Raw genomic sequence first — 24,916 nt, forward strand, 5'->3', positions numbered from 1 at the left:
AGTTGTCGCGGCGCGGAGGTTCAGCGCTCGGGACGGATCCGGTGGAGGGTGGCGAGTACGTCGTCGAGCCAGGCGAGCGTCATCCGCTCGTAGGCGATGCCGCCGCGCAGCACGACGTGCTGCAGTTCGCGCCCGGCGTCGGGCGTCGTGGGCGCCTCGGGTCCGGTGAAGTCGCGCAGCTCCCCCGCGAGGTAGTGCGCGAGCCGCTCGGTGTGCGCGCGGTGGTGCCGCTCGACTTCCCGGATCAGCGCCACCGGGTCGTCGAAGGCCGCGCCGCGGATCTTCACTGCGAGGTCGTGCCGGACGCTCTCGGGCTCGACCGGCTCGTGCAGCCACCGGGAGAGGGCGGCCCGGCCGAGGGCGGCGACGGAGTACTCCTTCTTGTCCGGCCGGCCCTGCTGGGGCACCTCGCGCACGTCGATCCAGCCGTCGCCCTCCATTCGCTTGAGGACGCGGTAGATCTGCTGATGCGTGGCGGTCCAGAAGTACCCGATGGACCGCTCGAAGCGCCGGGCCAGCTCATAGCCGGAGCCCGGCTTCTCCAGCAGGGAGACGAGGATCGCGTGCTCGAGCGCCATGGCCCGGATCCTGCTATGCAACTCGTTTCATAGGCAAGGGGCGCCGCGCAGGTGAGACACGGCTCACCCGCGGCCGGCGGAGAAACGGCGCACGGTGCGGGGCCGGCGGCCGTGACGCCGACGTGTCTTCGTTGACCGCCGGACAGCCGCGCGTAATATCGCGCTGACCTTATGGATGCATTTCTCAGCTTATGAACCTCTGTCGGCGGTCGGCGCATCGCGGACGAGCTGAGCCGGTGGGTTGGCAAAAAGCCTGCGCGGCAGGCGCATGGAGGTGAGCGGTGGGCATGGATGCATCCGCACCACAGGCGGGGCTGGCGCCCGGGCCGCGCGCCCGGCCGGCCCGGGTGCCGGTGTCCTTCCGGGTCAACGGCGACGAGCGGCGGCTCGAGGTGGACACCCGTACCACGCTGCTGGACGCCCTGCGGCACGAGCTGAAGCTGACGGGCACGAAGAAGGGCTGCGATCAGGGGCAGTGCGGGGCGTGCACCGTGCATGTCGACGGCAAGCGGGTGCTGTCCTGCCTCACCCTCGCCGCGACGGCCGACGGCCGCGAGGTGAGGACGATCGAGGGGCTGGGGCAGGACGGCGAGCCGCACCCGATGCAGGAGGCGTTCGCCCGGCATGACGGTTTCCAGTGCGGCTACTGCACCCCCGGCCAGATCATGTCGGCCATCGCCCTGATCGAGGAGGGCCGGGCAGCCTCCGACGACGACGTTCGCGAGTTCATGAGCGGCAACCTGTGCCGCTGCGGCGCCTACCCGAACATCCTGGCGGCGATCCGTGAGGTGGCGGGCAGGGGGGACCGTGCGTAGCTTCACCTACGTCCGCGCCGAGAGCGTCGATCATGCGGTTGCCGAGGTCGCGGCGGAACCGGCCGCCGCCTACCTCGCCGGCGGCACCACACAGGTGGACCTGATGAGGGACGAGGTGCTGCAGCCCGTCCGGCTCGTGGACATCACCCGGTTGCCCCTGCGCGGCATCCGGGACACCGGGGATTCGCTGGTCGTCGGAGCACTGACCACGATGGAGGAGCTCGCCGCACACGAGGTGGTGGCCGGCCGGCTGCCGCTGGTGAGGGAGGCGCTGTTGCTGGGCGCCTCCCCACAGCTGCGGCACATGGCCACGATGGGCGGCAACCTCCTGCAGCGGACGCGTTGCCGCTACTTCCGGGATCCGAGCGTGGCCTGCAACAAGCGGGAGCCGGGCACCGGGTGCAGTGCGATCGACGGCGTCAACCGGATGCACGCGGTGCTGGGCACCAGCAGGCACTGCATCGCCACGCACGCCTCCGATGCCGCCGTCGCCCTGCTCGCCCTGGGCGCCTCGGTGCGTGCCCGGGGCCGGGCGGGGCAGCGTGTGGTTCCGCTGACGGAGTTCTACCGCCTTCCGGGCTCCGCTCCGCACCTGGAGAACGTGCTGGAGCACGGGGAGTTGCTCACACATCTGGAGATTCCGCTGCTCCCCCGTGGGGCCCGTTCGGGCTATCTCAAGGTCCGTGACCGGGCCAGTTACGAGTTCGCGCTCGCGTCCGTCGCGGTGGCCCTGGTGATCGACGGCGGGACGATCCACGAGGCGCGCCTCGCCCTGGGCGGTGTCGGCACCGTTCCCTGGCGGGTGCCGCGCGCCGAAGAGCTGCTGCGGGGGGCCTCGCCGGACCGGGAGGTCTTCGCGGCGGCCGCGGAGGCGGCCCTGGAGGGCGCGGTGGCGCAGTCCGCCAATGGTTTCAAGATCGAGCTCGGCAGGAGAGCCGTCGTGCGGATGCTGAGCACCCTGTCGAAGGAGTCGTGAGCAATGGGCAGCTCCGCGGTGCACGACGATTCCGGCGAGAGGGAGGCGACCACCCCGGCCGGGATCGGTGAGGGCATCGACCGCGTCGATGCCCGGGTGAAGGTGAGCGGCCGCGCCACCTACCCCACGGACGTCGACTACCCGGACCTCGCGCACGCCGTCCTGGTGCAGAGCACCATCGGTGCCGGGCGCATCCGCGCCATCGACACCGCGGCGGCCCGGGCAGCGCCGGGCGTGCTCGCGGTGATCACCCACGAGAACGCCCCCCGGCTGGTGAAGGCGGACGGTCAGCTGAGTTCCCTGCCACCGCCCCCGTTGCAGAGCGACCGGATCGTCTACCACGGTGAGAACATCGCGGTGGTGGTGGCCGAGACCTTCGAGCAGGCGACCGAGGCCGCACGGTTGGTCAGGGCCGACTACGTGGCGGACACCCCCGTGGTGGAGATCGACGATCCGGGGGCCGAACACGTCCGCGACCCGTTCGGGAGCGACGGCGGGACCGGCGACACCGCCCGGGCACTGGCCTCGGCGCAGGTGCGCGTCGAGCAGACCTACCGGACCGCGGCGAACACCAACAATCCGCTGGGCCCCTTCGCGGCAGTCGCCTCGTGGGACGGCGACAGGCTGACCGTCCACGACGCCACCCAGGGCCCCTCCAACACCAGGACCGGCCTCGCTGCGACGCTCGGCCTACCACGGGACGACGTCCGGGTGCTGGCGCCCTACATCGGCGGTGGCTTCGGTTCGGGGCTGCGTACGTGGGCGCATACCGTCCTGGCCGCGGTCGCCGCGCGGCACGTGGGGCGCCCGGTGAAACTGGTACTGACCCGCAAGCAGATGTTCACCTCGGTCGGACACCGGCCCGACACCAGACAGACCGTCAGGGTCGGCGCCGGCCGCGACGGCCGGATCACCGCGATCGACCACGAGGCATGGCAGACCCTTTCGGTCGGCGACGAGAACTTCGAGAAGGTCTCCCGGGTCTCGCTGGAGAGCTACGCCAGTCCCCACATCCGCGTGCGGGACGTGCAGGTACGCGTGAACATTCCCTCACCCGGCTCGATGCGTGCTCCCGGTGACGCCCAGGGCAGCTTCGCGCTGGAGAGCGCGCTGGACGAGCTCGCCTACGAACTGGACATGGACCCCGTCGAGCTGCGGCTGCTCAACTACGCCGAAAAACACCCGGTGACCGGGCAGCAGTGGTCGAGCAACGCGCTGCGCGAGTGCTACCGCACCGGTGCCGAGAAATTCGGCTGGTCGCGCCGCGACCCGAAGCCGCGCTCCATGCGCCGGGGCCGGACCCTGGTCGGGTACGGCATGGGCGGGACGTCGTTCTTCTTCGAACAGCAGGCCTGCCGGGCGCGGATCACGGTCAAGCGTGACGGGAGTGCGGTGGTGGCCAGCGCGGGCATGGACCTGGGCACCGGAACGTACACGGTGATGACCCAGCTCGCTGCCGAACTGCTGGCCCTGCCGCTTCAGCGGGTGCGCATGGTCCTGGGCGACAGCTCCCTGCCGGAGGCGCCCTCGGCCGGTGGCTCCGGGCTCACCGGTGCCATGGGCTCCGCGATCCACGCCGCCTCCCGGAACCTGATCCGCTCGTTCCTGGACCTGGTCCGCGACGATACGCGGTCGCCGTTGCGCGGTGCGGACGTAGGCGACGTGCGCGTCGAGGACGGCCACATCAAGCGCAAGGACGACGGCCGGGGCGAAAGCTATGAGGCGATCCTCTCCCGGCACGGGCGGGACGAGCTGGCCGTCGAGGGGGCGGCCGACGCACCGAAGACGGATCAGCCCGTGATCCCCACCGGCCCCTACGCGGCCAAGTTCGCGGAAGTGCACGTGGACGCCGACCTCGGGGTGATCCGGGTGGCGCGCCTGGTGACCGCCGCGCACGCCGGACGCATCCTCAACGAGAAGACCGCGCGCAGCCAGCTCATCGGCGGCACCGTAGGCGGCATCGGCATGGCCCTGCTGGAGGACACCATGACCGAACCGCGCACCGGACGCATCGCCAACCCCACCTTCGGCGATTACCTCATCGCCACCAACGCCGACATCCCCCACCTGGAGGTGTACTTCGTCGGCGGCCCGGACCCCACCACCCCCAACGGCACCAAGGGCTGCGGTGAGCTCGGCGTCCCCGGCACCGCGGCCGCCATCGCCAACGCGGTGTATCACGCCACCGGCAAGCGCGTCCGCGAACTGCCCATCACCCTCGAACAGGTGCTGTAGGGGCCGGGCAGAGGGCCGTACACCGGCCGCACCGACACGAGGAGCATCGCCATGCTGGACATCGCCCGTGAACTGAGCCGGTGGTGCGCGCGAGGACGCGACTTCGCCGTCGCCACGGTGGTGGCCGCCGACGGGAGCGTGCCGCGGCCGCCCGGTGCCGCCCTCGCGGTCGACACCGACGGCACGGCGACCGGCTCCGTCTCCGGCGGATGCGTGGAGGCGGCGGTGTACGAACTGTGCCACCAGGCGCTGAGCACCGGCGAGACGCTGCTCGAACGCTTCGGGTCCGACGAGAGCGACCCCTTCGCCGCCGGCCTGGCCTGCGGCGGCACGATCGACGTCCTCGTCACCCCCGTGCGCGCGGGCACACCCGGTACGGACCGCGCCGCCGCCACCTTCACCGCCGCACTGACCGCCGCCGCCCGAGGGGAACCCGTGGCGATCGTCCGGAGCCTGGACGGCCCCGGGAGCCTCCGCGGCCAGGCCCTGCTCGTCCGGACCGACGGTTCGCACCGCGGATCACTCGGCGGCGACGACCGGCTGGACCGGGCGGCCGCCAGGGAGGCGCACGCGCTGCTGACCGCCGGCCGCACGGCGACGGTCCGCATCGGCGCCGACGGCACGCGGTGCGAGCCGGCGATCACGCTGCTGATCGAGACCACCGCGCGACCGGCCCGCATGGTCGTCTTCGGTGCGATCGACTTCGCCGCCGCGCTCGTACGCGTCGGCACGTTCCTCGGCTATCACCTGACCGTGTGCGACGCCCGTTCCGTCTTCGCCACCCGGGAACGCTTCCCGCAGGCCGACGAGGTCGTCGTCGACTGGCCGCACCGCTATCTCGACTCCCAGCGGCTCGACGCCCGCGCAGTGCTGTGCGTGCTCACCCATGACGCCAAGTTCGATGTGCCGCTGCTGGAACGGGCGTTGCGGCTGCCCGTCGCCTACGTGGGCGCGATGGGCTCGCGCCGCACCCACCACGAGCGCCTGCGGCGGCTGCGCGAAGCGGGCCTGACCGAGCCGGAGCTGGCGCGGCTGCGCTCTCCCATCGGCCTCGACCTGGGCGCCCGTACGCCGGAGGAGACAGCCCTGTCCATCGCGAGCGAGATCGTCGCCGAGCGCCACGGCGGCACCGGCCTCCCCCTCACCGGCACGCGCAACCCCATCCACCGCGACCCGCCCCCGCCCCGTAGCCGGCGGCCGGACGATGCGGGCACCTCCCGAGGACGCGGACGCGCGCGGGCCTTCGGCTGAACTCTTCCCTGACGACGCCCGTCCGCGCGGGAAGGTCAGGCCGAGGCAAGAGCGCCGGCAGGGGCTGGGACTTCGACTGGTGAGCAGCGCCGGGGCAGGCATCAGGAGGAGAAGCCGATGATGCCGAAGCCGGGCCGCGACTGCGCATGCCGCATCCAGCCGATGCACTGCATGACGGCTTCCACCACCTCGGGCTCGAGCGGCGGGGCGTGTCCCTTCTTCTTGGTGACCTCGAACTGCGCCAGTGCCTGAGCACACTGCTCGGGCGTCCACTCGCCGCAGCCCGGCACGTACGTCCACGGCAGAGGAGCCGGCAGATCGCTGTGGCTGAAGGCCTCCACGGACACCGCGGTGATCCCGAGGGCCGTCAGGCCCTCATCGACCACCGACAACCACGCGCCCCGGTACGGGCAATGAGAAACTCATGGGGCGAACCTAACCGGGGCCACTGACAACGCGGCGTGCTGCCCACCCCCATCAACTCCCGCGTCACCTACGCCCCGCCACTCACCCCTCCCTCATCCCCTGGAACCAGGTGGGACCGCCCTCTGCCGCCCGCTTGATCCGCATCACCGCGAACTCCTCCATCACCGGCAGCGCGTCCACCTCGAACCACCCCACCTCCAGCGACTCGTCGTCGTTGACGCGTGCTTCACCGCCCACCGCCCGGCACAGGAAACAGATGTCCATGAACTGGCAGACGTCGCCGTTGGGGTAGGTGACCTGCTTCAGGGCGTCGACGAGCAGCACCTTCTCCGGGGTGCAGCGGACCGCCGTCTCCTCGAAGACCTCGCGGACGATCGCCGCGGCGGGTTGCTCGCCGGGGTCGGGGATGCCGCCGATGATGGACCACTGGCCGGTGTCGGCGCGGCGGCCGAGCAGGACCCGGCCGTCGTCGTCGAGGACGATGGCGCTGACACCCGGCATCCACAGGAGCTGGCTGCCCGCGGTGGCGCGGAGGTCGCGGATGAAGTCGGGAATCGGCATGCGGCGAGCCTAGTGGGGTCCGGGCGCCGGGATTCCCGCGCGGGAAGGAGCTCGCCGGGGCGGGGGACGGCCGGGGCCGCGGGGCGCGGAACGCGGGTCAGGCGGACGCGGTGCGGCCGCCGCCGAGGAGGCGCAGGCGGGCGCGGATCACCCGGACGGCCGCTTCGGCGTCGTCCACGGTGACCGTGAAGGTACGGCCGTCGCCGAGCCGGACCACGAGGCCCTCGCCGCGCCGCACGACGACCGCCGTGCCCTTCTCAGGACGCCAGCGGTAGCCCCAGCCGCCCCACTGGCGGGGGGTGACGCGGGGGTCGAAGTCGGCGCCGACCACGTGAGTGAGCGGAATGCGGGTGCGGGGGACGCCGATGTGGCCGCAGCGGACCTCGAGGGTGTCCTTGTCGACCCGGACGGCCACGTGCACGAAGGCGAGGGTGCCGTAGACCATCAGCAGACCGGCCGCGACACAGCCGACGACCGCCATCACGAGAGGGGCGAGGCCGGCCGTCCACGCACTGTCGACGGCCAGCTCGATGCCGAGCGCGATGCAGGCGGCGCCGACGCCGGCCAACAGCCACTGCACGCGGTTGGTCGCGCGGCCCGTCCAGACGGCGGGTGGTGTCACGCCCGGCTGTTTGTCGCTCTCGGGGCTCTGCGAGCCCTCGTGACCCTGCGGGCCCTCGGAGTGGTCCCTCATACCGGGCAGCCTACTCACGTTCCGCCACTGCGGCAGGGGTCCGCGCAGACGAACCCGAACGGTGCCCGTGTCAGGGGCGTGCGGCGCTGAGGGAGAGCAGCGAGCGGCCCTCGGAGTAGGTCAGCGAGGCGGGCTCGAGCTCTGCTTCGTGACCGTTGAGCAGGACGGTCAGGCCGCCCGACGGCTCGGCGTCGGGGGCGGGCACTGCGCCGATGCGGCGCAGTGTCTGGGCGGCGACGGCCATGGCGGAGCCGTACAGCTCCAGGGGCGGTGCCGAGGGGTCCTGGACGGCGGCGCGAATACGCTCGGCGACGAGCTCGTAATGGGTGCAGCCCAGGACGACGCCCCTTACGTGGCGCGGCGTGGCGGCGGCGGCCGCCTTCACCGCGATCTCGATGGCGTCGGTGTCGGCCCGCTGCACGGCGTCGGCCAGGCCCGGGCAGGGCACCTCGGTGACGTCGACGCCGGAGGCGAAGTCGCGGATCAGGCCGCGCTGGTAGGGGCTGCCGGTGGTGGACGGGGTGGCCCAGATGGCGAAGGGGACGCCGTTCGCCGCGGCCGGCTTGATCGCCGGCACGGTCCCGATGACCGGCAGAGCGGGTTCGAGTTCGGCGCGTATCGCGGCCAGCGCGTGGACGGAGGCGGTGTTGCAGGCGACGATCAGGGCGTCGGGGCGGTGCGCCGCCGCGGCCCGGGCGCAGGCCAGCGCCTGCTCGATGACGTACTCGGTGGTCCGGGGGCCCCAGGGCATGCCGTCGGGCGCGGACGAGAGCACGAGATCGGCATCGGGCCGCAGCCGATGCACGACGGCGGCCGCCGCCAGTAGTCCATTGCCGGAGTCCATCAGCGCGATCTTCACCCGCTCACTTTAATCGATACGGCGGCGCGATCGGTCTGGCACACCCCCTCCCGTACCCCGGGAGCGCATGCCCCCCGGCCGCACGTCCGCCGCCGCAGTTCCCCACCGCCCCGCGTACACCTCCCGCCGGCCCGTGCGCACCACCGCCCCTCGCCCCTCGCCCCTCGCCCCTCGCCCCTCGCCCCGGCGAAGATCCTCGTGACACCTCCGTGCCCGCTCGGCCGCATTCCGCCCGCGCCCGGCCTTCGTACGGCAGACTGCGGCGGGTGAGCGTGCTGACGTGGACCGCCGCTGTTTCCCTGGCCGCGTGGGGCTGGCTGCTGCTGGGGCAGGGCTTCTTCTGGCGAACGGATGCCGGGCTGCCGGAGCGCACCGCGCCCGGGGACTGGCCGGCGGTGGCGATCGTGGTGCCGGCCAGGGACGAGGCGGCCGTGCTCCCGTCGAGCCTGCCCTCGCTGCTGGCCCAGGACTATCCGGGGCGGGCGGAGATCTTCCTCGTCGACGACGGCAGCACGGACGGCACGGGCGAGCTGGCCCGGGCGCTCGCCGACTCGTGCGGCGGTCTGCCGCTGACCGTGGACTCGCCCGGGGAACCCGGGCCGGGCTGGACCGGCAAGCTGTGGGCGGTCCGGCACGGCATGGCGCTCGCGCGTGCCCGTACGGACGCCGAGTACCTGCTGCTGACGGACGCGGACATCGCGCACGGCCCGGACAGCCTGCGGGAACTGGTGGCGGCGGCCCGCTCGGGCGGGCTGGACCTGGTGTCGCAGATGGCGCGGCTGAGGGTGGTCACGTTCTGGGAGCGGATGATCGTCCCGGCTTTCGTGTACTTCTTCGCCCAGCTGTACCCCTTCCGCCGGGTCAACGCCCCGGGCGCGCGCACCGCGGCGGCCGCCGGCGGATGCGTGCTCCTGCGCCGGGAGGCCGCGGAGCGGGCGGGCGTGCCGGAGAGCATCCGGCAGGCGGTCATCGACGACGTGTCGCTGGCGCGGGCGGTCCAACGCTCGGGCGGCCGGATCTGGCTGGGGCTGGCGGAGCGGGTGGAGAGCGTGCGGCCGTACGCGGGGCTCGGCCCGCTCTGGCGGATGGTCTCGCGCAGCGCCTACGCGCAGCTTCTGCACCATCCGCTGCTGCTGGCCGGGACGGTCGCGGGCATGGCGGTGGTGTACCTCGCGCCGCCGGTCGCCGTGATGGCCGGCGCCCTGGCCGGTGCCGCGGCGCCGGCGGCGATGGGTGCGGCGGCATGGGCGGTGATGGCCGGGACGTATGTGCCGATGCTGCGCTATTACCGGCAGCCGCTGTGGCTCGCGCCCCTGCTGCCGGTCACGGCCCTGCTGTACCTGCTGATGACCCTCGACTCGGCGGTGCAGCACTACCGGGGGCGGGGCGCGGCCTGGAAGGGGCGTACGTACGCCCGCCCCGAGGCCATGCCCTAGAGCCCCTTCGGCGGAGCGGCCGCCTCACTTGCGGCCGGGCGTCCACTTCAGGCCCCAGCCGTACGTGCGGTCCAGTGTGACCTGCGGGCTGACGCCACGGGCCGGCACCAGATAGCGGGCCTCGCGCTGGACGACGAGGTCGCCGCCGTTGTTGGTGATGAGGGCGAGCGCGCAGACGTTGGACGGCACGGTGCACTCGTCGAGCTGGAAGTCGATGGGCGCGCCGCGCTGTGGCTGGAGGGTGACGGTGGCGTGCAGGCCGGCGAAGCTGCTGGCGCCCTCGTAGATGGTGACGAAGACGAGGATGCGCCGGAAGGCGTCGATGTGGTCGAGGTTGATCGTGAGGTTCTCGCCGGACTCCACGGCCCCGGTGCGGTCGTCGCCGTCGAGGTGGATGTAGGGCGGCTGGTGGAGCGAGCCGAAGGAGTTGCCGAGGGCCTGCACGACGCCCTTGCTGCCGTCGCTGAGCTCGAAGAGGGCGCCGAGGTCGAGGTCCAGGCCGGAGTAGGCGGCCATGGCCTGGCTCAGCCGCCGGCCCCAGCCGGTGGCGGCCGGCTTGTGCACCTGCTGCCAGTTGAGGTTGACCCGCATCGCACCGGATGTGCCGCCCTGCTTGGCCAGGGAGACGGCCGGGGCGTCCTTGGTGAGCGTGACTCTGACCGGCCGTGCGGGCGGGGCCGCGGCCGGGGCGGGCACCGGTGCGCGCGGCGTCGCGGGCACCGGCGGGGACGGGACGGCCCGGGGCGGTGGCACGGGCGCCGCCGTCCTCGGTTCGTCGACGGTGATGCCGTAGTCCCTCGCCAGGCCCGCGAGGCCACTGCTGTAGCCCTGGCCCACGGCGCGGAACTTCCACTCGCCCTGCCGCCGGTAGAGCTCGCCGAGGACGAAGGCGGTCTCGACGGTGGCGTCCCGGCTGTCGAAGCGGGCCAGCTCCGCGCCGCCCGCCGCATCCAGAACGCGGATGTGGAGTCCGGGCACCTGTCCGAAGGCGGCGCCGTCGGCGGAGGCCGCGAGCACGATTCGCCCGACGGCCGGCTCGACGGCGCCCAGATCGACGGTGAGGGTGTCGGTCACGGTGCCGGCCGTGGGGCGTTTGCCCTCGTGCCGTACCGCGCCGGAGGCGTGCAGTGGCTGGTTGTAGAAGACGAAGTCCGCGTCCGAACGGACCTTGCCCGCCGTCAGCAGCAGTGCCGAGGCGTCGACATCGGGCACACCGGGCCCCGTGCGCCAGCCCAGTTCGATCCGTACCACCTGTGCAGGAATCCGGATATTGGCACCTTTCAGCATGCCCATGTCCCACCCCTTCGTGCCGCTCCGAAATGAGCCGGTCTTTACGCGATTCCAACGTACCTTGACGACCGATTTTCCCGGGTTCGCTCGCATTGGTAATCCGCAGCCCCCGTGAGCACCGGAATCAACCCCCATACCGGGCTCCCCAACCGGCACACCATGGGCTTAACTTATGGGCTATGACCTCCCCCCGCAGCACCTACGGCGGCGGCTACTACGCCTCGTCGTCTTTTCCGGACACCCCCATCTACGACAGCCTCGTCGCCGAGCGGGGTACTCCGCAGATCGCACCGATCCGCGTGGCGTCGCCGTACGACTTCAGCAGCAGCAATCTGCCGGCGCTGCCGGCCCTGCCCTCCGGCCCCTCCTCCCATCAGGCGCCGCAGGCCCCGCAGGGCGGCTACGCCGGCCAGGCCCCGCAGTACGGCCAGCAGGGCGGCGGGCTGCAGCAGGCACCCGCCCCGTACATCCCGCAGCAGGCCTCGGCGCCGCGCGGCGGCTACCCCGGCCCGCAGCAGTACCAGCAGCGCCCGGGTCCCGCGGGTCCCGCCGCCCCCGCGGGCTACGAGGCGATGCGCCCGGTCACGCCGCGCCCGGCCTCGTACGAGGACCAGTACGGCAACCGCCCCTACCCGGAGCAGGGGGGCTACTGACCGCGGCTGCGGGCAGGGTCCGCCGTCGCGGCGGGTCCGGCCGTCCGGCCGGCCAACTGTCATATCCGGCTGGCAAAATGGCCACATGTCCAAGCCTGTACTGAACGCGGTCCATTTCTATCCGGTCAAGTCGATGGCGGGGTGTACGACCGGCGAGGCGGCCGTGGAGCCGTGGGGGCTCGCCGGGGACCGGAGGTGGATGCTGGCCGCGCCGGACGGCCGGTTCATCACCCAACGGCAACAGCCGACGCTCGCGTTGGCATCGGCCGAGCCGCTGCCGGGCGGCGGCGTCCGGCTCGCCGCCCCGGGTCGCGCACCGCTCGACGTCGCCGCGCCCGGTCCGGGGACCGACGGCCCCACGACCACCGTGGAGCTGTTCCGCGACAAGGTGGAGGCGGTACGGGCGGGCGCCGCCGCCGACGCATGGCTGAGCGCCTTCCTGGGGACCGGGGTCCAGCTCCTGTACATGGACGATCCCGCCCGGCGCCGCCCGATCGACCCGCAGTACGCCGCCCCCGAAGAGACGGTCAGTTTCGCCGACGGCTTTCCGCTGCTGCTCACCACGACCGCCTCGCTGGAGGCGCTCAACTCCCTGATCGCCGGGGGTGAGCGCGCCGCCGAGGGGCCGCTGCCCATGGACCGCTTCCGGCCCAACGTGGTCGTCGGCGGCACCGCGCCCTGGGCCGAGGACCACTGGAGCCGCATCCGCATCGGCGAGGTCGCCTTCCGCGTCGTCAAGCCCTGCGCCCGCTGCGTGATCACCACCATCGACCAGCACACGGCCGAGCGCGGCAAGGAGCCCCTGCGCACCCTCGCCCGGCACCACCGGATCGGGCAGAAGGCGGCGTTCGGCCAGAACCTCATACCGGAGCACACCGGCACGGTGCGCGTCGGGGACACAGTGGAGATTCTCGGCTGAATCCCGCCTTGCCCCGACCGGCCCCCTCTTGTCACGCCTCGCGTCAACGCGCCGCCGCGGCCGACCTCCACAAGGGGTGATTTTGCTCTCTCCGCCGCCTTCCTCCGCATGCGACGCCCTGTATGAGGTATTTACGGACGCGTAGGGGGTGAGCACCATGCGCGCGACGACGTTCGTATGGCGGTGGCGACGCAATCCGCTGCGCCGCCGGAGCGATGTCCTCGAAGCCTGGGCGGGAGCGGCCGCCGTGCTGCTGATGCTCGTCGTGGGGCCGGCTCTCGGCTGGGTCACCGGCTCCCTCGCCCATGAGGCGCTGCGGGAGACGGTCCACGAGCAGCACCGGCACCGGCATCTGGTGAGCGCCATCGCTCTGCGCTCCGTATCGGGCGGCTCCGACGGCACCGACCACGAGTCCACCGCCGGGCGCGAGGACTACCGCAGGGTCCTCGCCCGCTGGCAGGCGCCCGGGGACCGGGCCCGGACCGCGCTGGTGGCCGTCCGTCAGCCCGCCCGCCCCGGCGAGCGGTTCGCGCTGTGGACGGACGACCGGGGGCAGGTCGCGGGCCGGCCCATGGACGGTGCCACCGCCACGGTGCACGCGGTGCTCGCCGGTCTCGGCACGGCCGCCGCCGTGGCCGGCCTGCTCGAAGGGGCGCGCCGGCTGGTCGTATGGCGGCTCACGCAACGGCGGTACGCGCAGTGGGACCGGGCGTGGGAACGGGCCGCGCACACCTGGGGGCGGGCGGACGCGGGGAGCTGAGCGGTCAACTACCGTGCCGCACGCGCGCTACGGTGGGGCGGCCGGTACTCGTCCGTCCCGGATGCACACACACTCGAGGTGGGGGCACAGCAGCACCATGGCACAGGGCTCGGTCCAGGTGACGCACACCGGCACGGCGCGCTGGCGGCGGCGTACGGGAGAGTACGACTCCCTCGCATCGGCCCTGGAGGCGGCGGCCGACGGCGATGTGCTGTCCGTGGCGCCCGGCACCTACCGGGAGAACCTCGTCCTGGCCCGGGCCGTCACCCTGCGGGGCAGCGAGGGCGCGCGCGGCTCGGTGCGCATCGCCCCGGCCGAGGGTGTCGCCGTGACCGTACGGGCCTCAGCGACCCTGCGCGACCTGTGGATCGAGGGCCACGACGCGGCCGAGCCGGCGCTCCTGGTCGAGGACGGCGCGTCGCCGGACCTGGCCGGTCTGCGGGTGGTGACGCGCTCGGCGGCCGGCATCGAGGTGCGCGGCGGGGCCCGGCCGACGGTGCGCCGCTGCACCGTCGAGAACCCCGGCGGCGTCGGCATCAGCGTGCTGGACCGCGCGGGCGGCCTCTTCGAGGAGTGCGAGGTGGTGGCGGCCGGGCAGGCGGGCGTCAGCGTCCGCGGCGGGGCCGAACCGCGCCTGGAGCGCTGCCGGGTGCACCACGCCCGTGGGGCGGGGCTGTCGCTGACCGGTGAGGGCAGCGCCCTGGAGGCGGTCGGCTGCGAGGTGTACGAGATCACGGGCGCCGGGGTGCAGGTGGCCTCGCGCGCCGCCGGGCGCCTGACGGACTGCCGGGTGCACCGTACGTCCGGCGACGGCGTGACCCTGGACACCGACGCCGTGCTGACCCTGGCCGACTGCGACATCCACGACGTGCCGGAGAACGCGGTCGACCTGCGCTCGCGGTCGGTGCTGACGATGACGCGCTCGACCGTGCGCCGGTTCGGGCGCAACGGCCTGTCGGTGTGGGACCCGGGCACACGGGTGGAGGCGAACGGGAGCGAGATCCACGACAGCACGGGCGACTATCCGGCGGTGTGGGTGAGCGACGGGGCGAGTGCCGTTCTCGCCTCCTGCCGGGTGCACGACGTGCCGGACGCGCTGTTCGTCCTGGACCGGGGCTCGCGCGCGGAGGTCCGCGACAGCGACCTGTCCCTGGTGCGCGGGACCGCCGTGTCGGTGAGCGGCGGTGCGAGCGCGCGCCTGGACGACTGCCGCATCCGGGAGGCCACCACCGGCGTCTGGTTCCGCGGCCCCGGCAGCGGCGGCACACTGGCGGGCTGCGACGTGGACGCCACGTCGACCGGGGTCATCGTCACCAAGGGCGCGGACCCCGTCGTCGAGCGCTGCACGGTGACCTCGCCGGCGGAGGCGGGCTTCTACGTGTCGGCGGAGGGCCGCGGTACGTTCGACGGCTGCCGGGTGACGGGCAGCAGCGGCTACGGCTTCCACGTCATCGACGGCTGTCACGCGACCCTGACGGCGTGCCGCACGGAGCGGTGTGCCCGCGGCGGCTACGAGTTCGCCGAGGAGGGGCCGGTCAGTCACGGCTGTACGAGCGACGAGGGCGGGGCCCCGGGGGCGGTTCACGCCTCGCGCGTGGCCGTCGTGGAGACGGCCGTGCGGCCCGCGCCGCCGGCGAACGGGGTACCGGGCCCGCGCCCGCCCGTCGCTGCCGGGCCCGCGGCCGCCGCGGAGCCGGCGCGGCCCTCGTCGGCCGTGCTCGGTGAACTCGACGCGTTGGTCGGCCTGGAGAGCGTCAAGCGCGAGGTCCGCGCGCTGACGGACATGATCGAGGTCGGCCGCCGCCGTCTGCAGGCGGGGCTCAAGGCCGCCTCCGTCCGCCGGCACCTGGTCTTCACCGGCTCCCCCGGCACCGGCAAGACCACCGTCGCCCGTCTCTACGGTGAGATCCTCGCTTCTCTGGGCGTGCTGGAGCGCGGCCATCTGGTGGAGGTGTCGCGGGTGGACCTGGTGGGCGAGCACATCGGCTCCACGGCCCTGCGCACCCAGGAGGCGTTCGACCGGGCCCGTGGCGGGGTGCTCTTCATCGACGAGGCGTACGCGCTGTGCCCGGAGGACTCCGGGCGGGACTTCGGCCGCGAGGCCATCGACACCCTGGTGAAGCTGATGGAGGACCACCGGGACGAGGTGGTGGTCATCGTCGCCGGCTACACCGCCGAGATGGAGCGTTTCCTGACCGTCAACCCCGGTGTGGCCTCCCGATTCTCACGCACCATCACCTTCAGTGACTACGCGCCGGACGAGCTGCTGTGCATCGTGCGGCAGCAGGCGGACGAGCACGAGTACCGCATCGGCGAGGGTGCGGCCGAGGCGCTGCTGCGCTATTTCACGGCCGTCCCCAAGGGCCCGGCGTTCGGCAACGGCCGTACCGCCCGGCAGACTTTCGAGGCGATGGTGGAGCGGCACGCGGGCCGGGTGGCGCAGTTGCCGGCGCCGAGCACCGACGACCTGACCCTGCTGTACCCGCAGGACCTGCCGCAGCTGCCCCCGGTCTGAGCGGGACCGGCCGTTGTCATACGTGCGTGGGAGGATGTGCCCGCATGGTGAGCGGTGGTCGACCGGAAAGGACGGTCCGGGTGAGCGACAACCAGAACCTCCTGGCGGAGCAGCGGCGCGCCCTGATCCTCGACGAGGTCAGGCGGCGCGGCGGGGTGCGGGTCAATGAGCTGACGCGGCGTCTGAAGGTCTCGGACATGACGGTCCGCCGCGATCTGGACGCGCTGGCCCGGCAGGGGGCCGTGGAAAAGGTGCACGGCGGTGCGGTGCCGGTGGCCCAGGCGACCACGCACGAGCCCGGTTTCGAGGCGAAGTCGGCGCTGGAGCTCAGTGCCAAGGAGGACATCGCGCGCGCCGCGGCGGGGATGGCCGCACGGGGCAGCGCGATAGCGCTGGCGGGCGGCACGACGGCCTTCGCCCTGGCGCAGCAGCTGGTGGACGTCCCGGATCTGACGGTCGTGACGAACTCGGTCAGGGTGGCCGATGTGTTCCACAGTGCCCAGCGTTCGGTCACGTCGTCCGGCCCGGCGGCCCGGCCGGGTGCGGCGACGGTCGTGCTGACGGGCGGGGTGCGCACGCCGTCGGACACGCTGGTCGGGCCGGTGGCGGACGCGGCGATCCGCTCGCTCCACTTCGATGTGCTGTTCATCGGGGTGCACGGCATATCCGTGGCGGCCGGCCTGTCGACGCCGAACCTCGCGGAGGCCGAGACGAACCGTCACTTCGTGCGCTCGGCGCGGCGGGTCGTGGTGCTGGCGGACCACACGAAGTGGGGGACGGTCGGGCTGAGCTCGTTCGCCGCGCTGGAGGAGGTCGACGCGCTGGTGACGGACGCCGGGCTGCCGGCCCGGGCAAGAGCGGAGATCGCCGAGCGGCTGCCGGAGCTGGTGGTGGCCCCTGCCTCGGCGGACGCCACGGACATCCGCCGCCCCGTGCACTGACGCGGGTGCCGTCCGCCCGGGTGCGCACCGGGCCTGGGGTCAGCAGGGCCAGCGGCCGGTCGCCAGGAATGCGGTGATCGCCATGGCGTAGGGCTGGATGTCCAGGCCCTGTTCGGCGAGCCAGGCGTCGGAGTAGTACTTGTCGAGGTAGCGCTCGCCCGGGTCGCAGATGAGGGTGACGACGCTGCCCGTGCGCCCCTCGCCCACCATCTCCGCGACGATCTTCAGCGAGCTCCACAGCCCGGTGCCGGTGGAGCCGCCCGCCTTGCGGCCGATGGCCTGCTCCAGGGCGCGTACGGCCGCGACGCTGGCGGCGTCCGGGACCTTCATCATCCGGTCGATCGCGCCCGGTACGAAGCTCGGTTCCATGCGCGGTCGGCCGATGCCCTCGATGCGCGAGCCGCGGTCGCTGCGCGCGGCCGGATCGTGGTCGCGCCAGCCGTCGAAGAAGCAGGAGTTCTCGGGGTCGGCGACGCAGACGCGGGTGTCGTACTGCATGTAGCGCGTGTAGCGGGCGATGGTCGCCGAGGTGCCGCCGGTGCCCGCCGTGGCGACGATCCAGGCCGGCTCGGGGTACCGCTCCAGCCGGAGCTGGCTGTAGATCGACTCGGCGATGTTGTTGTTGCCGCGCCAGTCGGTGGCCCGTTCCGCATAGGTGAACTGGTCGATGTAGTGGCCGCCGGAGCGCCGGGCGAGGGCGGCGGCCTCCTCGTACATCGCCCGGGGATCGTCCACGAAATGGCACCGGCCGCCGTGGAATTCGATCAGCCGGCACTTCTCCCGGCTCGTCGTGCGCGGCATGACGGCGATGAAGGGCACGCCGATCAGCTTGGCGAAGTACGCCTCGGAGACGGCGGTGGAGCCGCTGGAGGCCTCGATGACGCAGGCCTCGGGGCGGATCCAGCCGTTGCACAGGCCGTAGAGGAACAGCGAGCGGGCCAGGCGGTGCTTGAGGCTGCCGGTCGGGTGGGTGGACTCGTCCTTGAAGTAGAGGTCGATCCCCCACTCCGGGGGCAGCGGGAAGCGCAGCAGGTGGGTGTCGGCGGAGCGGTTGGCGTCGGCCTGGACCTTGCGGACCGCCTCCTTGAGCCAGGCGCGGTACGCGGGGTCGCTGCGGTCGACGTCGATGGTCGTGGCGGTGGAGCCGCCGGAGGGCGGTTTCGCCGCGCCGGCCGCCCCCGGGTGCGCTGTGGCGTTCACGCGCCGCTCCTCACGATGCCGATGGCCGCCGGACGCCGTCCGTCCGGACTCATATGGATCACTCGGGCGTTTCGATCATAAAGGTGCACTGGTGCGCGGGCCTCCTCGCGGGCAGACTGCGCACGGAAGGAGCCCATTCGGCCGGAGAGGTGGTGCGCCGTGACGGAACCGGAGTTCAACGCGACAGGGGTGCGGATCGAACGTTCCCGCCGCTCCCTCACGCGGGCCGGGCAGGTGAAGATCCAGGACGGCAGGCTTGAGCTGCTGACCAGCTACGGCCGGGAGATCGACAGTGCGCCGGTGAACTCGGTCCAGGCCAGCAAGCCGTGGTTCTCGACCCGGGACCGGGCACGGGCGAGGGTGAACGGCAACCGCTACGTGCTCACCCTGGGCGGTGCCGGCGCCGCCTCCGAGAGCGGCGGAGCGGCCGCGGTCAACCGTTTCCTGGAGGTCGTGCGATCGGCGCACGGAAGCACGACGAAGCACTGAGGGGTACAGGAGTTGCGAAGGTCGCCGCGAGAGTCGACGCTTTATTCGTACCGGCATCACTGAGGGTTGTCGGCGGTCACGCTCGGGGCCAGTGGTGAGGCTCCGGGCTGGTTCCCGCCGACCGGATGGACGGCCGGGCGCCGCCGGTCCGGAAAAGGCGCGTTCGTCACGCGTATCTGAATCAGGCTAGCCCTACTTCTTCAGGGAGTCGCAGCCGTGATCAGCCGAGTGAACAAGCACTGCACCGTGGAGCTCCAGGCTCTGCCGCCGCGGATCGGTCAGGTCCGCAGAATCGTATCTGCGCAGTTGCGCTACTGGCATCTCGATCCGCTCATCGAGCTTGCCGCGCTCGGCGTCACCGAGCTTTTGACCAACGTTCACCAGCATGCCGAGCCGGACAAACGCTGCACGGTCGAGATCGACCTCATGATGGACCGGCTCACGGTCTCGGTGCGGGATCACGACCCCCGCCTGCCGACCATCGGTGACCCCGGGACCGACAGCACCCACGGGCGCGGTCTCGCCCTCGTCGCCGCGGTCAGCTCCAGCTGGGGCGTGAAGGAGCGTCACGACGGCGGAAAGGTCGTCTGGTTCACCCTTCCCGTTCCGCAGAGCGCCTCCGCCGGCGCCCCCAGGGCCGCCCGGGACACCGAGAGCACCGTCTCCTTCGACCGGCCGCCGCTCGGGCTCACGACTCTTGAGGAATCCGCGTTCGCGGGCGCCCCGGTGAGGCTGCGGCCGGCGGCGCTGCGTACGCACTCCCGGGCCCGGTCCGCCGTCCACAGCTGACCCGGCGGCGGGCAGGGGAACGGCGGACGAGGCTGCGGCAGGGACGTCACCTGCAGGGACGTCATGCCGCGCGCGGCCGCCCTTGCCCTGTGCGCCGGCTCGACGGGCCGGCCCGCCGAAGGCCCGCTGCCGTGCGAACGCGGGTCACCGGGTCCCCACGCGGTCATCAGGTCCATGAGGCTTCCCGTTCTTCCGGTAGTGACGGTACGTCCGTCACCACCGGTCCTCCTCGCCGGGCGCCTCCCCGGTGTCGTACAGCGGTCGGCCGTCCGGCTACCGCAGGGGGAGTACATCGCGCGCCCACGTGCGGGCCGACGCGCGCGCCGGCTCAGCCGAGCGCCGCCAGGGGGTCGTCCAGAACGGGCTGCCAGGCCGCCTCCGCGGCGCCGATGAGGCTGTTGTGCTCGAGCGTGCCGGACAGGATCGGGACGCTGCCGCTGCGGCCCCACAGGCTGCGGTCCGCGACGACGGCGCGCAGCCGCTCCGGGTCGGCCTCCAGCAGCTCGCGGTGGAGCCCGCCCAGGACGATGCGGTCCGGGTTGAGCATGTTCACCAGCCCCGCGAGGCCCAGGCCCAGCCGGTCGACGATCAGCTCGGCCGCGCTGCGCACGGCCGGGTCGGCGTACTCCGAACGGAGCAGGTCACGCGAGCGCTGCAGCAGCGACACGGCGGGGCCCGGTTCGCGGCCGGCGGCGGTGAGGAAGGCCAGGGGGTCGGTCTCGACGTCGAGGCAGCCGCGGCTGCCGCAGTGGCAGGGCAGGCCCGCGGGGTTGACGGTGAGGTGGCCGACCTCCAGGGCGAGGCCGGAACTGCCGGTGTGCAGGCGGCCGTCGACGACGAGCGCCCCGCCGACGCCGCGGTGGCCGGTGGCCACGCACAGCAGGTGCCGGGCGCCGCGGCCCGCGCCGTGGCGGTGCTCGGCGAGGGCGGCGAGGTTGACGTCGTTGCCCGCGACGCCTGCGACCGGGGCGGCTCCGGGGCCGAGCACGCCGGCCTTGGCGAGTGCCTCGGTGAAGAGCTCGCGCACCGGAGCGCCCGCGGGCCAGGACAGGTGCAGCGGGTTGAGCGCCGTGCCGTCCGGCTCGGCGACGGCCGAGGGCACCGCGAGCCCGGCGCCCAGACAGCGGCGGCCGGTCTCCCGCAGCAGCCCCGCACCGGCCTCGACCACGGCGTCGATGATGTGCGCGGGATCCGCGGGCACCGTCATGCAGCCGGGTGCGGTGGCGACCATCCGGCCGCCGAGGCCGACGAGGGCGGCGCGGAAGCCGTCGGCGTGGATCTGCGCGGCGAGGACGACCGGGCCGTTCGGCGCGATGGAGAGCCGGTGCGAGGGGCGTCCCTGGGAGCCGGCCGGGGCCACCGGGCGCGGGTCGACCTGGATCAGCCCCAGCGCCTCCAGCTCGGCCGCCACGGCGCCGGCGGTCGCGCGGGTCACGCCGAGTTCGGCGGTGAGGACGGCGCGCGTGGGCGCGCGGCCGGTGTGTACGAGCGCCAGTGCCGGGCCGAGGGCGCCGCGGCCCCGCTCCAAACGTGTTGTCCGAGTCTGGGTCACGCCCCTATTCTGACTTTGTGCCGACGCTAAACAAAATACGGACGGCCCTTCTGCGCGGCGAGCGTCCCCTTTCGGACGATCCCGCCCTGCGCCGCCTCCGTACCGCCCTGACCCTCTTCTTCGCCCTCGACGGCTTTCTGTTCGCCGGCTGGGTGGTCCGCATCCCCGCGATCAAGGAACAGACCGGCGCCTCCGCCGGTGACCTCGGCATGGCCCTGCTCGGCGTGTCGGCCGGCGCAGTGGCCACCATGATGGTGACAGGCCGCCTGTGCCGGCGCTTCGGCAGCCATCCGGTCACGGTCGTCTCCGCGCTCCTGATGTCCCTGGGCATCGCGCTGCCCCCACTCGCCCACTCCGCCCTCGCCCTCGGGCTGGTCCTCCTCGTCTTCGGTGCCGCCTACGGCGGCATCAACGTCGCCATGAACAGCGCGGCCGTCGACCTCGTCGCGGCGCTGCGCAGGCCGGTGATGCCCGGCTTCCACGCCGCGTTCAGCGTGGGCGGGATGCTCGGCGCGGGCCTCGGCGGGCTGGTCGCCGGTGACCTTTCGGCTACACACCACCTCCTGCTCCTGAGCGCCGCCGGGCTCGTCGTCGCCGCCGGGGCCGGACGCGCCCTCCTCACCCACCCCGCGCCCCGCCCGCCGGCGCGCACGACGCCCGCACCGGCCGCGCCCGGTGGGCGCCCCAGTGGGCGGGAACGCCGGCTGATCGCCGTCTTCGGCGTGATCGCCCTGTGCACGTCCTACGGCGAGGGGGCGCTCGCGGACTGGGGCGCGCTCCACCTTGAGCAGGACCTGACGGCCCGGCCGGGAGTCGCCGCCGCAGGCTACGCCGCCTTCGCGCTCGCCATGACCCTCGGGCGGCTGACCGGCACCGCGCTCCTGGAGCGGCTGGGACAGACGAGGGTGCTGGTGGCCGGCGGTGCGACCGCCGCGCTGGGCATGCTCATCGGTTCGCTGGCGCCGACGGTCTGGGCGGCGTTCGCCGGCTTCGCGATCACCGGGCTCGGACTGGCCAACGCCTTCCCCGTCGCCATCGGCCGGGCCGGGGAGCTGGCCGGCCCGGGCGGCGTCGCCGGCGCGTCCACGCTCGGCTACGGCGGGATGCTGCTGGGGCCGCCGGCCATCGGCTTCCTCGCGGACCGGTTCTCGCTGCCCGTGGCACTGACCACGGTCGCCGGGCTCGCGGCCGTGGCGGCGCTGATCGCGTACGGCACCCGGGGCGCGGTCGCGGCCCCGCGCGGGTGACACCGGCCGCTGCCCTGCGCTGCCCCGGGGGCCGGCTGCTGCCCGCACGCGTTGTCAGTGACCCGGCCGCTGCGCGCGTGTTAAAGGTGCCCTGGCCGCTGCCGCACGCGTTGTCAGTGGCCGCTGACACCATGGGCACATCGGCTTCGGCAGGCTGTCACGCGGAAGGGGTGGGCAGGCATGGGTCCGGAGAGTGAGCGGTGGCAGTGCGCCGGGCTGCGGTGGAGCGCCTCGGGGCCCGCGCTGGTGTGGCGGCACCCGGTGCGTGGTGAGCGGCTGTCCCCGTTGCCGCCGGGGCGGCCGCTGGCGTTCACCACGGGCGAGCGGCGACGCTGCGTCGGAGTACGCAGAGGCGGCCGGCACACCCCCTGTCCTGCCGGGGCGGAGGTGCCGTGCAGTGCCGTGTCGGCGCAGTGCGGGGACTGCGCCAGGCTGGACCGGTCGCATTCGGTGGCGGCCGACACCATCGCCGACGACCCCCGCCCGTACGACGTCTACCTCGCATGGTTCGGCCCCGGCCTGGTCAAGGCCGGCATCACCGCCGCCGAGCGGGCGGGCGCCCGGCTGCTGGAACAGGCCGCACTGTCCCACGCCCTGCTCGGGTGCGGCCCCCTGATGGCGGCGCGCAGGGCGGAGGCGGTGCTGGGGGCGGCGCTTGCCGTTCCGGACCGCTTTCCGTACGCGGCCAAGCGCGCCGCCCGCGTCCCCCTGCCCTCACAGGGGCTGAGGGCCGCGGAGCTGGCCGGGCTGCACGAGCGGGCGCGGGGGCTCGAGGGCCTGCCGGAGTCGCTGGCGGTACTGGCCTTCACGCCGGTGCACCATGACGCGGCGTTCCACCTGGAGGGGATCCGGCCCGGACATGAGCTGGTGGAGCTCGCCGCCGGGCGCACGGTGGCGGGCCGGGTGACGGCCGTGGCAGGCCCGGATGTGTACCTCGACGGGGCGGACGGGCGGTTGCTGCTCGTCGACGCGCGGCAGCTGGCGGGGTGGGCTCTCTCGGCGGCTGCACCGGACGCGGTGACGACGGCTCGGACCGCGGCGATACGGATGCCGCCGCCTGCTGGGCCGGAGGTCCTTTTCTGACGCCGCCGATGCGGTCGCGCCCGGTTACGGTCCTCGGTACCCACCGGTGGTGGGGCGGGGGCGGGGCGGGGAGGGCCCTTCTGGGGCTGGATTATTTACGGCCCGTTGCCCGTGTTTCCTTTGCTACCCCGCACTTGGGCCGCAAATAACCCTTACGCCCCTGCCAGGGCCCTCCCCGCCCCGCCCCCTCCCGCCGGAGGTCGGCCAGGGGCCGTCACCGGCTGCTCGGGGACCGTCAGTGCCGGTCCATGGCCGAAAGTGTGCGGCGGGCCAGCGGGTGGGTGCGGACGATCTCGGCCAGAGTGGTGGAACCGCGGGTGATCCTGGCGAAGGCGCGCCAGGCCGGCGGGAAGCCGGTGACCGCGGCGTGTATGAGGCCGGGGCGGCGCTCGAAGAGAGTGAGCATGCGGCGCCCGACACCCATCTCGACGCCGAGCCCCGCCTTGACCGCGAAGGCGTAGTTGAGGGCCTGGCGGCGCGCGTCGACCGCGTCCTGCGCCTCGGCGATCCGTACGGCCCACTCCCCCGCCAGGCGGCCCGAGCGCAGGGCGAAGGAGATGCCCTCCCGGGTCCAGGGCTCGAGGAGCCCGGCCGCGTCGCCGCAGACGATGACACGGCCGCGGGAAAGGGGGGAGTCGTCGGACCGGCAGCGGGTCAGGTGCCCGGAGGAGATGCTCGGCTCGAAGCCCGCCAGCCCGAGGCGGGCGATGAAGTCGTCCAGGTAGCGCTTGGTGGCGGCGCCCTCGCCGCGCGCCGAGATCACTCCGACGGTCAAGGTGTCGCCCTTGGGAAAGACCCAGCCGTAACTGCCGGGAATGGGACCCCAGTCCAGATGGACGCGGCCCGCCCAGTCCTCGGCGACGGTGGGGGGCACCGGGATCTCGGCCTCCAGGCCCAGGTCCACCTGCTCCAGCTTCACTCCGACGTGTGCCCCTATGCGCCCGGCGCTGCCGTCCGCGCCGATGACAGCGCGGGCGTGGATCGTGCTGCCGTCGCCCAGGACGACGGCCACGGTGCGCCGGTCGGGCACGGACGGGCCGTGCTGTTCGACACGGGAGACCGTCACCCCCGTGCGCACCTCGGCACCAGCGGCCTTGGCGACCTCGACCAGGCCGGCGTCGAACTCCGGCCGGTTGATGAGACCGAAGAGCATCCGCTTGGAGCGGCGGGTGCGCGTCAGTTTCCCGTTGAGGGAGAAGGTGACGGCGTGCACCCGGTCGCGCAGCGGCAGTTCGAAGCCGGGCGGCAGCGCGTCGCGCGAGGGGCCGATGATGCCGCCTCCGCAGGTCTTGTAGCGCGGCAGTTCGGCCTTCTCCAGGAGCAGCACCCGTCGGCCCGCGGCGGCCGCGGCGCGTGCGGCCGAGGCGCCGGCCGGCCCCGCGCCCACCACCACGACGTCCCAGACGCGCTCGCTTGTCTCGGGTACGTCCCGGCCCGCTTCCCGGGCTGCGTTGTCGCTGCTCACCTGTGCTTCTACTCCCATTCGATCACCGGCTACCGCTACCGCCCGCATCCTAAGGCCCGCCGCCGGGCGGAGCGCCCGTGGGAACCACGAGCGGACCACCGCGCGGTCGCCCGGGCGGGCCATGGCAGGATCAGTGACGCAATCGCCCGTACGTACGGACATAACGCCGCGCCCACAAGGAG

At 73.3% G+C, this 24,916-nt stretch carries 23 protein-coding genes; 14 read left to right on the forward strand and 9 right to left on the reverse strand.

Annotated elements, in window-relative coordinates; all coding sequences use genetic code 11:
- Positions 1-20: 20 nt before the first annotated feature.
- Entirely contained in the window at positions 21-578 is a 558-nt protein-coding gene (locus AB0F13_RS24735) for a PadR family transcriptional regulator (RefSeq protein WP_362086316.1), read from the reverse strand.
- Positions 579-865: 287 nt separating this feature from the next.
- Between AB0F13_RS24735 and AB0F13_RS24740 the strand changes: the two genes are divergently transcribed.
- The 4 genes from AB0F13_RS24740 to AB0F13_RS24755 are packed head-to-tail and all read left to right on the forward strand — an operon-like array spanning position 866 to position 5,855.
- Positions 866-1,393 (forward strand): (2Fe-2S)-binding protein, encoded by a 528-nt coding sequence (locus AB0F13_RS24740; protein ID WP_362086319.1) that lies wholly within the window; start codon positions 866-868, stop codon positions 1,391-1,393.
- Complete coding sequence (locus AB0F13_RS24745) at positions 1,386-2,369, forward strand: FAD binding domain-containing protein (protein WP_362086322.1); 984 nt, start codon at positions 1,386-1,388, stop codon at positions 2,367-2,369. The genes AB0F13_RS24740 and AB0F13_RS24745 overlap by 8 nt, the downstream gene beginning before the upstream one ends.
- 3 nt (positions 2,370-2,372) lie before the next feature.
- Positions 2,373-4,604, forward strand: a complete 2,232-nt coding sequence (locus AB0F13_RS24750) for a xanthine dehydrogenase family protein molybdopterin-binding subunit (RefSeq protein WP_362086325.1) — start codon at positions 2,373-2,375, stop codon at positions 4,602-4,604.
- A gap of 51 nt (positions 4,605-4,655) precedes the next feature.
- Positions 4,656-5,855 (forward strand): XdhC/CoxI family protein, encoded by a 1,200-nt coding sequence (locus tag AB0F13_RS24755; RefSeq protein WP_362086328.1) that lies wholly within the window; start codon positions 4,656-4,658, stop codon positions 5,853-5,855.
- 101 nt (positions 5,856-5,956) lie between these two features.
- On the opposite strand, the gene AB0F13_RS24760 is transcribed toward AB0F13_RS24755, so the two are convergent.
- From AB0F13_RS24760 to AB0F13_RS24775, 4 genes are all read right to left on the reverse strand, one after another.
- Positions 5,957-6,241: a hypothetical protein gene (locus AB0F13_RS24760; RefSeq protein WP_362086462.1), complete on the reverse strand. Its 285-nt coding sequence runs from the start codon at positions 6,239-6,241 to the stop codon at positions 5,957-5,959.
- A 121-nt stretch (positions 6,242-6,362) separates the two neighbouring features.
- Positions 6,363-6,842 carry an NUDIX domain-containing protein gene (locus AB0F13_RS24765; RefSeq protein ID WP_362086331.1) on the reverse strand — a complete coding sequence of 160 codons (480 nt, stop codon included), beginning with the start codon at positions 6,840-6,842 and terminating at the stop codon, positions 6,363-6,365.
- A gap of 97 nt (positions 6,843-6,939) precedes the next feature.
- On the reverse strand, positions 6,940-7,536 hold the full coding sequence (locus AB0F13_RS24770; protein ID WP_362086334.1) for a hypothetical protein: 597 nt from the start codon (positions 7,534-7,536) through the stop codon (positions 6,940-6,942).
- A 70-nt stretch (positions 7,537-7,606) separates the two neighbouring features.
- Positions 7,607-8,395, reverse strand: coding sequence for an aspartate/glutamate racemase family protein (locus AB0F13_RS24775; RefSeq protein ID WP_362086337.1), 789 nt, complete (start codon positions 8,393-8,395; stop codon positions 7,607-7,609).
- Between the two features lie 266 nt (positions 8,396-8,661).
- Between AB0F13_RS24775 and AB0F13_RS24780 the strand changes: the two genes are divergently transcribed.
- A complete protein-coding gene (locus AB0F13_RS24780; protein ID WP_362086340.1) occupies positions 8,662-9,831 on the forward strand; it encodes a glycosyltransferase in 1,170 nt (389 codons plus the stop codon).
- A 24-nt stretch (positions 9,832-9,855) separates the two neighbouring features.
- Here AB0F13_RS24780 and AB0F13_RS24785 read toward each other — a convergent pair whose 3' ends face one another.
- On the reverse strand, positions 9,856-11,124 hold the full coding sequence (locus AB0F13_RS24785; RefSeq protein ID WP_362086343.1) for a TerD family protein: 1,269 nt from the start codon (positions 11,122-11,124) through the stop codon (positions 9,856-9,858).
- 176 nt (positions 11,125-11,300) lie between these two features.
- Here AB0F13_RS24785 and AB0F13_RS24790 point away from each other — a divergent pair, with 176 nt between their 5' ends.
- The 5 genes from AB0F13_RS24790 (at position 11,301) to AB0F13_RS24810 (ending at position 16,909) form a co-directional block, all read left to right on the forward strand.
- A complete protein-coding gene (locus AB0F13_RS24790; protein WP_362086346.1) occupies positions 11,301-11,774 on the forward strand; it encodes a DUF6643 family protein in 474 nt (157 codons plus the stop codon).
- A gap of 85 nt (positions 11,775-11,859) precedes the next feature.
- Complete coding sequence (locus tag AB0F13_RS24795; RefSeq protein ID WP_362086349.1) at positions 11,860-12,693, forward strand: MOSC N-terminal beta barrel domain-containing protein; 834 nt, start codon at positions 11,860-11,862, stop codon at positions 12,691-12,693.
- A gap of 157 nt (positions 12,694-12,850) precedes the next feature.
- On the forward strand, positions 12,851-13,453 hold the full coding sequence (locus AB0F13_RS24800) for a hypothetical protein (RefSeq protein WP_362086352.1): 603 nt from the start codon (positions 12,851-12,853) through the stop codon (positions 13,451-13,453).
- A gap of 97 nt (positions 13,454-13,550) precedes the next feature.
- Entirely contained in the window at positions 13,551-15,968 is a 2,418-nt protein-coding gene (locus tag AB0F13_RS24805; protein ID WP_362086355.1) for a right-handed parallel beta-helix repeat-containing protein, read from the forward strand.
- Positions 15,969-16,048: 80 nt separating this feature from the next.
- Positions 16,049-16,909, forward strand: coding sequence for a DeoR/GlpR family DNA-binding transcription regulator (locus tag AB0F13_RS24810; protein WP_362086358.1), 861 nt, complete (start codon positions 16,049-16,051; stop codon positions 16,907-16,909).
- Between the two features lie 39 nt (positions 16,910-16,948).
- Here AB0F13_RS24810 and AB0F13_RS24815 read toward each other — a convergent pair whose 3' ends face one another.
- Entirely contained in the window at positions 16,949-18,037 is a 1,089-nt protein-coding gene (locus AB0F13_RS24815) for a PLP-dependent cysteine synthase family protein (protein WP_362086465.1), read from the reverse strand.
- 231 nt (positions 18,038-18,268) lie between these two features.
- Between AB0F13_RS24815 and AB0F13_RS24820 the strand changes: the two genes are divergently transcribed.
- Positions 18,269-18,598 carry a hypothetical protein gene (locus AB0F13_RS24820; protein ID WP_362086360.1) on the forward strand — a complete coding sequence of 110 codons (330 nt, stop codon included), beginning with the start codon at positions 18,269-18,271 and terminating at the stop codon, positions 18,596-18,598.
- Positions 18,599-18,814: 216 nt separating this feature from the next.
- Positions 18,815-19,387: an ATP-binding protein gene (locus tag AB0F13_RS24825; RefSeq protein ID WP_362086363.1), complete on the forward strand. Its 573-nt coding sequence runs from the start codon at positions 18,815-18,817 to the stop codon at positions 19,385-19,387.
- Positions 19,388-19,715: 328 nt separating this feature from the next.
- Here AB0F13_RS24825 and AB0F13_RS24830 read toward each other — a convergent pair whose 3' ends face one another.
- Positions 19,716-20,939, reverse strand: coding sequence for an ROK family protein (locus AB0F13_RS24830; RefSeq protein ID WP_362086366.1), 1,224 nt, complete (start codon positions 20,937-20,939; stop codon positions 19,716-19,718).
- 17 nt (positions 20,940-20,956) lie between these two features.
- On the opposite strand from AB0F13_RS24830, the gene AB0F13_RS24835 reads away from it, so the two are divergent.
- The gene (locus tag AB0F13_RS24835) at positions 20,957-22,186 is read left to right on the forward strand and encodes an MFS transporter (protein WP_362086369.1); all 1,230 of its coding nucleotides are present in this window, start codon (positions 20,957-20,959) and stop codon (positions 22,184-22,186) included.
- Between the two features lie 180 nt (positions 22,187-22,366).
- Entirely contained in the window at positions 22,367-23,269 is a 903-nt protein-coding gene (locus AB0F13_RS24840; RefSeq protein ID WP_362086372.1) for a DUF2797 domain-containing protein, read from the forward strand.
- 235 nt (positions 23,270-23,504) lie between these two features.
- On the opposite strand, the gene AB0F13_RS24845 is transcribed toward AB0F13_RS24840, so the two are convergent.
- The gene (locus AB0F13_RS24845; protein WP_362086375.1) at positions 23,505-24,734 is read right to left on the reverse strand and encodes a geranylgeranyl reductase family protein; all 1,230 of its coding nucleotides are present in this window, start codon (positions 24,732-24,734) and stop codon (positions 23,505-23,507) included.
- Between the last annotated feature and the right edge of the window lie 182 nt (positions 24,735-24,916).

The sequence above is a fragment of the Streptomyces sp. NPDC026206 genome (genome assembly GCF_040638465.1).
Lineage (GTDB): Bacteria > Actinomycetota > Actinomycetes > Streptomycetales > Streptomycetaceae > Streptomyces.